General features: G+C 70.6%; 9 protein-coding genes. 7 read left to right on the forward strand and 2 right to left on the reverse strand.

Translation table 11 applies throughout. The features are described from left to right. Window positions 1–100 precede the first annotated feature (100 nt). The 3 genes from SACTE_RS19885 (at window position 101) to truA (ending at window position 2,700) form a co-directional block, all read left to right on the forward strand. Window positions 101–1,123: a DNA-directed RNA polymerase subunit alpha gene (locus SACTE_RS19885; protein ID WP_003966937.1), complete on the forward strand. Its 1,023-nt coding sequence runs from the start codon at window positions 101–103 to the stop codon at window positions 1,121–1,123. A gap of 136 nt (window positions 1,124–1,259) precedes the next feature. After that, window positions 1,260–1,766 carry a 50S ribosomal protein L17 gene (gene rplQ, locus SACTE_RS19890; RefSeq protein ID WP_014047800.1) on the forward strand — a complete coding sequence of 169 codons (507 nt, stop codon included), beginning with the start codon at window positions 1,260–1,262 and terminating at the stop codon, window positions 1,764–1,766. A gap of 79 nt (window positions 1,767–1,845) precedes the next feature. Further along, window positions 1,846–2,700: a tRNA pseudouridine(38-40) synthase TruA gene (gene truA / locus SACTE_RS19895; RefSeq protein ID WP_014047801.1), complete on the forward strand. Its 855-nt coding sequence runs from the start codon at window positions 1,846–1,848 to the stop codon at window positions 2,698–2,700. Between the two features lie 7 nt (window positions 2,701–2,707). Here truA and SACTE_RS19900 read toward each other — a convergent pair whose 3' ends face one another. Beyond that, a complete protein-coding gene (locus SACTE_RS19900; RefSeq protein WP_014047802.1) occupies window positions 2,708–3,571 on the reverse strand; it encodes a hypothetical protein in 864 nt (287 codons plus the stop codon). A 101-nt stretch (window positions 3,572–3,672) separates the two neighbouring features. Here SACTE_RS19900 and SACTE_RS19905 point away from each other — a divergent pair, with 101 nt between their 5' ends. From SACTE_RS19905 to glmM, 4 genes are all read left to right on the forward strand, one after another. Continuing rightward, entirely contained in the window at window positions 3,673–5,292 is a 1,620-nt protein-coding gene (locus SACTE_RS19905; RefSeq protein WP_014047803.1) for an ATP-binding cassette domain-containing protein, read from the forward strand. A 244-nt stretch (window positions 5,293–5,536) separates the two neighbouring features. Then, window positions 5,537–5,980 carry a 50S ribosomal protein L13 gene (gene rplM, locus SACTE_RS19910; RefSeq protein ID WP_014047804.1) on the forward strand — a complete coding sequence of 148 codons (444 nt, stop codon included), beginning with the start codon at window positions 5,537–5,539 and terminating at the stop codon, window positions 5,978–5,980. 45 nt (window positions 5,981–6,025) lie between these two features. Then, on the forward strand, window positions 6,026–6,553 hold the full coding sequence (gene rpsI, locus SACTE_RS19915) for a 30S ribosomal protein S9 (RefSeq protein ID WP_014047805.1): 528 nt from the start codon (window positions 6,026–6,028) through the stop codon (window positions 6,551–6,553). Between the two features lie 211 nt (window positions 6,554–6,764). Beyond that, window positions 6,765–8,123 carry a phosphoglucosamine mutase gene (gene glmM / locus SACTE_RS19920; RefSeq protein ID WP_014047806.1) on the forward strand — a complete coding sequence of 453 codons (1,359 nt, stop codon included), beginning with the start codon at window positions 6,765–6,767 and terminating at the stop codon, window positions 8,121–8,123. Window positions 8,124–8,132: 9 nt separating this feature from the next. Here glmM and SACTE_RS19925 read toward each other — a convergent pair whose 3' ends face one another. After that, window positions 8,133–9,089 carry a DUF389 domain-containing protein gene (locus SACTE_RS19925; RefSeq protein ID WP_014047807.1) on the reverse strand — a complete coding sequence of 319 codons (957 nt, stop codon included), beginning with the start codon at window positions 9,087–9,089 and terminating at the stop codon, window positions 8,133–8,135. Between the last annotated feature and the right edge of the window lie 9 nt (window positions 9,090–9,098).

The raw sequence follows: 9,098 nt of genomic DNA on the forward strand, positions 1-9,098 counted from the left end.
TGGATCCGGGCGGTATGTCCCTTCGGGGGCGTGCCGCCCGTATCCTTGTTTCATCTGTCGGGCATCAAATAGTGGGTGCCCACGACTGAAGGATCTCCCCATGCTTATCGCTCAGCGTCCGTCGCTGACCGAAGAGGTCGTCGACGAGTTCCGCTCCCGGTTCGTGATCGAGCCGCTGGAGCCGGGCTTCGGCTACACCCTCGGTAACTCCCTGCGTCGTACCCTCCTCTCCTCGATCCCCGGTGCCGCTGTCACCAGCATCCGGATCGACGGCGTCCTGCACGAGTTCACCACCGTGCCGGGTGTCAAGGAGGACGTCACCGACCTCATCCTCAACATCAAGCAGCTGGTCGTCTCCTCGGAGCACGACGAGCCGGTCGTGATGTACCTGCGCAAGCAGGGCCCCGGCCTGGTCACCGCCGCGGACATCGCGCCGCCGGCCGGTGTCGAGGTGCACAACCCGGACCTGGTCCTCGCCACGCTGAACGGCAAGGGCAAGCTGGAGATGGAGCTGACCGTCGAGCGCGGTCGCGGCTACGTCTCCGCCGTCCAGAACAAGCAGGTGGGCCAGGAGATCGGCCGTATCCCGGTCGACTCCATCTACTCGCCGGTGCTCAAGGTCACGTACAAGGTCGAGGCGACCCGTGTCGAGCAGCGCACCGACTTCGACAAGCTGATCGTCGACGTCGAGACCAAGCAGGCCATGCGTCCCCGTGACGCCATGGCGTCGGCCGGCAAGACCCTGGTCGAGCTGTTCGGCCTGGCGCGCGAGCTCAACATCGACGCCGAGGGCATCGACATGGGCCCGTCCCCGACGGACGCCGCGCTCGCCGCCGATCTGGCGCTGCCGATCGAGGAGCTCGAGCTCACGGTCCGTTCGTACAACTGCCTCAAGCGCGAGGGCATCCACTCGGTGGGCGAGCTCGTCGCCCGCTCCGAGGCGGACCTGCTCGACATCCGCAACTTCGGCGCCAAGTCGATCGACGAGGTCAAGGCGAAGCTGGCCGGCATGGGCCTGGCGCTCAAGGACAGCCCGCCCGGATTCGACCCGACCGCCGCCGCGGACGCCTTCGGCGCGGACGACGACGCGGACGCCGGTTTCGTGGAGACCGAGCAGTACTGAGCCGTTCCCCGGCCGGGGCGCCCTGTGAGGGGCGTCCCCGTGCCGGGTGGGGCCGCACGACTTCCGCGGGGCGACCGCCTCGCGGGAACTGACACCGGTACCTGATACGGCCGGTGCAGCACACAAGGAGAAAACCATGCCTCAGCCCGCCAAGGGTGCCCGTCTGGGCGGCAGCGCCGCGCACGAGAAGCTTCTTCTCATCAACCTCGCGAAGTCGCTGTTCGAGCACGGCCGCATCACCACGACCGAGGCCAAGGCCCGCCGCCTGCGTCCGGTCGCCGAGCGTTTCATCACCAAGGCGAAGAAGGGCGACATCCACAACCGTCGCCTGGTGCTGCAGTCGATCACGGACAAGAGCATCGTGCACACGCTCTTCACCGAGATCGCCCCGCGGTACGAGAACCGCCCCGGTGGTTACACCCGCATCACCAAGATCGGCAACCGTCGCGGCGACAACGCCCCGATGGCCGTCATCGAGCTGGTCGAGGCGCTGACCGTGGCCCAGCAGGCCACCGGTGAGGCCGAGGCCGCCACGAAGCGCGCGGTCAAGGAAGACGCCCTCAAGAAGGACGAGGCTCCGGCCGAGACCGTCGAGGACGCCAAGCCGGCCGACGAGGCCGCCGAGGAGTCCAAGGACGCCTGAGCGTCCTGACGACCCCGTCGCGGGCCCGCACCACCCTCCGGGGCGGTGCGGGCCCGTTCGGTTTTGAGAGGATGCGCGGGTGAGTGACGAGGCAGAGCCCGGATACGTGCGGGTACGGCTGGACCTTTCGTACGACGGGAAGGATTTCTCGGGCTGGGCGAAGCAGACCGGCAGGCGGACCGTGCAGGGCGAGATCGAGGACGCGCTGCGGACGGTGACCCGGTCGTCGGTGACGTACGACCTGACGGTCGCCGGGCGCACCGACGCGGGGGTGCACGCGCGCGGGCAGGTGGCGCACGTGGACCTGCCGGTGGAGGTGTGGGCCGAGCACCGGGAGAAGCTGCTGCGCCGGATGGCGGGGCGGCTGCCGCTGGACGTACGGATCTGGCGGGCCGAGGAGGCCCCGGCGGGGTTCAACGCGCGCTTCTCCGCGCTGTGGAGGCGTTACGCGTACCGGGTGGGGGACCGGCCGGGTGGCGTGGATCCTCTGACGCGGGGTCATGTGCTGTGGCACGACCGGCCGTTGGACCTGGACGCGATGAACGAGGCGGCGGCACGGATGACGGGTGAGCACGACTTCGCCGCGTACTGCAAGAAACGTGAGGGTGCCACGACCATCCGCACGCTCCAGAAGCTGCACTGGGTGCGGGACGGGGAGTCCGGCGTGCTCACGGCGACCGTGCAGGCCGACGCCTTCTGCCACAACATGGTGCGGGCGCTGATCGGCGCGGCCCTGTTCGTCGGTGACGGGCGGCGCCCGGCCGGCTGGCCCGCCGAGGTGCTGGCCGCGAGGGTGCGGGACCCGGCGGTGCACGTGGTGCGGCCGCACGGGCTGACGCTGGAGGAAGTCGCCTACCCGGCGGACGCGTTGCTGGCGGCCCGCGCCGTGGAGGCCCGTAACGTCAGGTCGCTGCCGGGCGCGGGCTGCTGCTGAGCGGGCGTCAGGTGGTGGGGGGCTCGGCCGCGGCCGAGGCCTGGACCTCGCCTCGGTGGCGGATCTGGCGGAAGGTGAAGTCCCGCACGTCGTTGCCGGCCGCGAAGACGTCCTTGTCCGCCTTGGTGACGCTCGTGCCGTCGGTGAAGCCGCCGACCGTGAAGTAGGCGTAGCGGCCGTAGTAGTTGGAGGTGCGCCGGCAGACGGCGCCGCCGCGGCAGAAGGTGGGGACGCCCGCGCCGCTGAGGGAGGCGAGGCCGCCGGACGCCTCCTGGGCCGCCTTCTTCGCCTCGGCCTCGGTGGCGAACACGGCGAGCCCGACGGTGACGGCCACCCCGTCCTTGCTGTACGTGGCGCGGACGACCTGGTCGCAGCCGTTGGCCGTGAGGATCGAGCCGAGGGCGCCCTGGGTGGTCGCGGCGCAGCTCCTGGTGTCGTGCGTGGCGCCCTTGGCGTAGACGCGGTCGCCCATCGTCAGCTTCTTGCCCGGGAAGAAGGCGTCCACGGTGACGGGGGCCTTGTCCTTGCGGGCGTCGGCTATGTAGTCCTTCGGGTCCGGCGGGGGCGGGGGCGCGACGGACGAGAAGGAGGGCTGCGGCGCCGTGCTCTGCTCCGGAAGATCCTCGGGGGCGGGCAGTTGGCTCGTCTTCCCGTCCGACGCGGAGGCGCCGCCGTGGTTGCCGGTCGTGATGACGGCGGTGGCCACGATCGCGGCGACGGCCGCGGTGGCGAGCGCGCCGCCCCCGATCATCAGCCACTTCCGGCGCCGGCCGCGCGCCGCGGACGCCTCGGCCAGTGCCGCCCAGTCCGGAGTCCGGTTCTCTCCCGGTCCTCCCGGCCCCCAGGAGGGCCCCCCTTGCCCAAAGCTCATGCGCGAATCCTAGTGCCGCTCCCGGCGAACATGGCCGGGCACGGCACAGACCGGCGGTAAACCGGTTGGGCCACGGCTTCGCGGGCCGTGACAATGCTGTCATGGGACATCTTGAAGCGGGCCATCTGGAGTACTACCTGCCGGACGGGCGGGTGCTGCTCGGCGACGCCTCGTTCCGGGTGGCGGACGGGGCGGTCGTCGCCCTCGTCGGGGCGAACGGGGCGGGCAAGACGACCCTCCTGAGACTCCTCGCCGGAGAGCTCCAGCCGCACGGCGGCTCGGTGTCGGTGAGCGGCGGGCTGGGCGTGATGGCCCAGTTCGTGGGCTCCGTACGGGACGAGCGGACCGTGCGCGACCTGCTGGTGTCCGTGGCCCAGCCGCGCATCCGGGAGGCAGCCCGGGCCGTCGACGCGGCCGAGGAGCGCATCCTGACGGTGGACGACGAGGCCGCGCAGATGGCGTACGCGCAGGCGCTCAGCGACTGGGCCGAGGCACGCGGGTACGAGGCGGAGACCCTCTGGGACATCTGCACCACGGCCGCGCTCGGCGTCCCGTACGAGAAGGCGCAGTGGCGCGAGGTGCGCACGCTCAGCGGGGGCGAGCAGAAGCGGCTCGTCCTGGAGGCGCTGCTGCGGGGCCCGGACGAGGTGCTGCTGCTGGACGAGCCGGACAACTATCTGGACGTGCCCGGCAAGCGGTGGCTGGAGGAGAAGCTCAAGGAGACCCGTAAGACGGTCCTGTTCGTCTCCCACGACCGGGAACTGCTCTCCCGGGCCGCCGAGAAGATCGTCAGCGTGGAGCCGAGCCCGGCCGGCTCGGACGTGTGGGTGCACGGCGGCGGCTTCGCCACGTACCACCAGGCCCGCAAGGAGCGGTTCGCGCGCTTCGAGGAGCTGCTGCGGCGCTGGGAGGAGGAGCACGCCCGGCTGAAGGCGCTCGTCCTGCGGATGCGGCAGCAGGCGGCGAACAGCCCCGACATGGCGAACCGCTACCACGCGATGCAGACCCGCTTCAAGAAGTTCGAGGAGGCGGGCCCGCCTCCCGAGCCGCCGCGTGAGCAGGACATCCGGATGCGGCTGCGCGGCGGACGCACCGGGGTGCGGGCGGTGACCTGCGCCAACCTGGAGCTGACCGGGCTGATGAAGCCGTTCGACCTGGAGATCTACTACGGCGAGCGCGTCGCGGTCCTCGGCTCCAACGGCTCGGGCAAGTCGCACTTCCTGCGGCTGCTCGCCGGGGAGCCGGTGGCGCACACGGGGGAGTGGAAGCTCGGTGCCCGGGTCGTGCCGGGGCACTTCGCGCAGACCCACGCCCACCCGGAGCTGCTCGGCAAGACGCTCGTCGAGATCCTGTGGACGGAGCACGCCAAGGACCGCGGCGGCGCGATGTCCGTGCTGCGCCGCTACGAGCTGGAGCGCCAGGGCGACCAGGCCTTCGAGAGGCTGTCCGGCGGGCAGCAGGCCCGCTTCCAGATCCTGCTGCTGGAGCTGGCCGGCACCACCGCGCTGCTGCTGGACGAGCCGACGGACAACCTGGACCTGGAGTCGGCCGAGGCCTTGCAGGACGGGCTGGAGGTGTACGACGGCACGGTGATGGCCGTCACCCACGACCGCTGGTTCGCGAAGTCCTTCGACCGGTTCCTCGTCTTCGGCTCGGACGGGGTCGTGCGGGAGGCCGCGGAGCCGGTCTGGGACGAGCGCAGGGTGCAACGCGCCAGGTAGGACGGGAACGGTCACCCGCGCGGGGGCGTTTTGACCCGCGCGGGGGCCGGACGGTAGTCTTCTGGTTCGTTATGCGTATTGGCTTGGTCGTTCTCACGCGAGGGGCCCTTACGTAGGTTCTCTGGAGCAGTTACCAGTGGCTCGCATACGGGCAGCGTCCCCGGCATTGTGAGCCCCAGCTGCATGATCGCTTCAGAGGTGCCATGTGTCTGGACCCATCCACTGAAGAAGCGAAGGCTACGAAGTGCGTACGTACAGCCCTAAGCCCGGCGATGTCACTCGCCAGTGGCACATCATCGACGCCGAGGACATCGTTCTCGGCCGTCTGGCCACCACGGCTGCGAACCTCCTCCGGGGTAAGCACAAGGCGATCTACGCCCCCCACATGGACATGGGCGACTTCGTCATCATCATCAACGCCGACAAGGTTCACCTGTCCGGCAACAAGAAGACCCAGAAGATGGCGTACCGCCACTCCGGCTTCCCGGGCGGTCTGCGCTCCGTGCGCTACGACGAGCTGCTCTCCAAGAACCCGGAGAAGGCCGTCGAGAAGGCCATCAAGGGCATGATCCCCAAGAACACCCTGGGTCGCCAGATGCTCTCGAAGCTGAAGGTCTACGCGGGTGACCAGCACCCGCACGCTGCGCAGCAGCCGGTCCCGTACGAGATCACCCAGGTCGCGCAGTAGTTCCGGCCTCCCCCCTAAGACGTACAGAAAGATCTGAGGAGAATCGTGGCCGAGACCACTGTTGAGACGCCCGTCGAGGGCACCGAGGGCGAAGAGACCTTCGCCGAGGTGACCACCTTCGAGTCGGAGGTCCCCGTCGAGGGTGAGTACACCTCCGAGTCGCTCGCGGGCCGCTTCGGCGACCCGCAGCCCGCGGCCGGCCTGGGCCGTCGCAAGAACGCCATCGCCCGCGTCCGGATCGTTCCGGGCTCCGGCAAGTGGAAGATCAACGGTCGCACCCTTGAGGACTACTTCCCCAACAAGGTGCACCAGCAGGAAGTCAACGAGCCCTTCAAGGTGCTCGAGCTCGACGGCCGCTACGACGTCATCGCCCGCATCTCGGGTGGCGGCGTCTCCGGTCAGGCCGGTGCCCTGCGCCTCGGCGTGGCCCGTGCGCTGAACGAGGCGGACGTGGACAACAACCGCGCCACGCTGAAGAAGGCCGGCTTCCTCTCCCGCGACGACCGTGCGGTCGAGCGCAAGAAGGCCGGTCTCAAGAAGGCCCGTAAGGCCCCGCAGTACAGCAAGCGCTAAATCGCCTGCTCATCTGCTGTACACGTTCGCCCCGGCGGCACACCTCGTGCTGCCGGGGCGTTCGTTTATCGGCCCTCGCGGGCGTATAACGGCTTAAGACGTTTATCGGGCTGGCGGGCGCGCCGCAGTATGTTCTGTCGCGTCGTGCGTGGCTATGCCCTGTTTTCATTGCGTTGGTTTTGCGGTTTCTGAGCACCTTCGGAGGACACCAGTGGGACGACTCTTCGGCACGGACGGCGTGCGCGGTGTCGCCAACGCGGACTTGACGGCCGAGCTCGCGCTCGGACTCTCGGTCGCGGCGGCGCACGTACTGGCCGAGGCCGGCACCTTCGAGGGGCATCGGGCGACCGCCGTGGTGGGACGTGATCCCCGCGCCTCGGGGGAGTTCCTGGAGGCCGCCGTCGTGGCGGGCCTGGCCAGCGCGGGAGTGGACGTGCTGCGGGTCGGCGTGCTGCCGACCCCCGCGGTGGCGTACCTGACCGGTGCGCTCGGCGCCGACATCGGTGTCATGCTCTCGGCCAGTCACAACGCCATGCCGGACAACGGCGTCAAGTTCTTCGCCCGGGGCGGCCACAAGCTGGCCGACGAGCTGGAGGACCGTATCGAGACGGTCTACGAGCAGCACCGCACCGGTGAGCCGTGGAGCCGTCCCACCGGTGCCGGAGTCGGCCGCGTCACCGACTACACCGAGGGCTTCGACCGCTATGTGGCCCACCTCATCGGTGTCCTCCCGAACCGGCTCGACGGCCTGAAGGTCGTCCTGGACGAGGCGCACGGCGCCGCCGCCCGGGTCTCGCCGGAGGCGTTCGCCCGCGCCGGCGCCGAGGTCGTCACCATCGGCGCCGAGCCGGACGGCCTGAACATCAACGACGGCTGCGGTTCCACCCACCTGGAGCTGCTGCGGGCCGCCGTCGTCGAGCACGGCGCCGACCTCGGCATCGCGCACGACGGCGACGCGGACCGCTGCCTGGCCGTGGACGCGGCCGGCGAGGAGGTCGACGGGGACCAGATCCTCGCCGTGCTCGCCGTCGCCATGCGCGAGGCCGGACAGCTGCGCAAGGAGACCGTCGTCGGCACGGTCATGTCGAACCTCGGCTTCAAGACGGCGATGGAGCGGGAGGGCATCCAGCTCGTCCAGACCGCCGTCGGCGACCGCTACGTGCTGGAGGCCATGAAGGCCGAGGGCTTCGCACTGGGCGGTGAGCAGTCCGGCCACGTCATCGTCCTGGACCACGCCACCACCGGCGACGGCACGCTGACCGGCCTGATGCTCGCGGCCCGGGTCGCCGCCACCGGCCGTACGCTCGCCGACCTCGCCGGGGTGATGGTGCGCCTCCCGCAGGTCCTCGTCAACGTCCCGGACGTCGACAAGTCACGCGTCGACACCTCGCCCGAGGTGGCCGCCGCCGTCGCCCGGGCCGAGCGCGACCTCGGTGACACGGGGCGGGTGCTGCTGCGCAAGTCCGGTACGGAACCGCTGGTGCGGGTCATGGTCGAGGCCGCCGACATCGAGCAGGCGCGCGCCGTGGCCGGGCAGCTGGCCGACGTGGTGAAGTCGGCCCTGGGCTGACGGACCCGCTCACCTGGACGGATCCGGCTTCACCGCCGGGTCCGTCCTGCGTTGCCGGCCCCACAGCGCCTTCTGCACGAGCAGCGTCAGCGTTCCCGCCAGGACGATGCCCCCGAGGTTGGCCAGCAGCTGCTCGGTGGAACCCCAGGCCTGGGTGAGGTCCTGGTAGCTGAAGGCGACCGCGGCGTTGGCGGCGGCCGGCACCGTGGTCACGGAGATCGCCACGCCGATCAGCGCCCCGGACTTCGCCGAGGTCAGCGAGAGCGTCCCGGCGACGCCCGCCAGGATCGCCACCACGAACGACAGCCCGTCCGGATGCCAGATGAAACCGGTGTTGGGCCGGTGCGCCGTGACCATGCCGGCGTGGAAGAGGCCGAGGGCGTCCATCAGCCAGGAGAACCCGGCCGTCAGCACCACCGCGACGGCGAACCCGCCGATCAGCGCCCACAACGACGCGGCGACCAGGCGCGGGGCGCGCTGCACCAGAGCCGTCGAGATCCCGGCCAGCGGCCCGAACTCCGGGCCCACCGCCATCGCGCCCACGATCAGGATCACGTTGTCGAGCATCACCCCGCAGGCGGCCAGCATCACCGCGACGCCGAGGAACGCCACATAGGTGGCGCTGAAGACGGACTCCTCGTGCGTGACCTCGGTCAGCTCCTCCCACAGCACCGCGTCCGCACCGGCGCCGGGCGCCTGCCGCTCCGCGTCGTCGGCGTCCGCCGAGAGGGTGAGATCCATGGTCTCGGCGGTGATGGCGCCGGTCCGGTCGATGCCGAGCCCGCGCAGCGCGTCGATCAGCTCGTCACCCGCCTCGCGTGCCACGTCGCACAGGACCACGTCCCCGGCCGGGCTGCGCGCGGCGCCGGCCAGTACCGCGAGGTGGGCGGTGCCCGCCGTCCGCTCCAGCAGCTCCACGACCTCGTCGGTGCGGTCGGCGGGCACGATGAGGCGCAGATGGAGCACGGCGGCGAC

This window comes from Streptomyces sp. SirexAA-E (assembly GCF_000177195.2).
Taxonomy (GTDB): Bacteria; Actinomycetota; Actinomycetes; order Streptomycetales; family Streptomycetaceae; genus Streptomyces; species Streptomyces flavovirens.